Annotated in this window: 2 tRNA genes; both read right to left on the bottom strand. The window is 53.7% G+C overall.

The features are described from left to right. Positions 1-37: 37 nt before the first annotated feature. Positions 38-114 (bottom strand) — tRNA-Arg (locus tag M3166_RS19185). A gap of 19 nt (positions 115-133) precedes the next feature. Beyond that, a tRNA-Leu gene (locus M3166_RS19180) sits at positions 134-222 on the bottom strand. Positions 223-259: the final 37 nt, after the last annotated feature.

Genomic DNA, 259 nt, shown 5'->3' with positions numbered 1-259 from the left:
AGTGCTCTACCAAGCTGAGCTACATTCCGAAATAATATGGCGCGCCCGGCAGGAGTCGAACCCACAACCTTCTGATCCGTAGTCAGACGCTCTATCCAATTGAGCTACGGGCGCATATTGTTTATTTTAAAAATGGTGCCGAGGGCCGGAATCGAACCGGCACGGTGATCACTCACCGCAGGATTTTAAGTCCTGTGCGTCTGCCAGTTCCGCCACCCCGGCATTTTTTGGAGCGGAAGACGAGGTTCGAACTCGCGAC

The organism is Solibacillus isronensis, assembly GCF_023715405.1.
Classification (GTDB): domain Bacteria; phylum Bacillota; class Bacilli; order Bacillales_A; family Planococcaceae; genus Solibacillus; species Solibacillus isronensis_B.
Note: the sequence above shows the minus strand (reverse complement) of the source record. Positions and strands in the feature narration are given on the sequence as shown.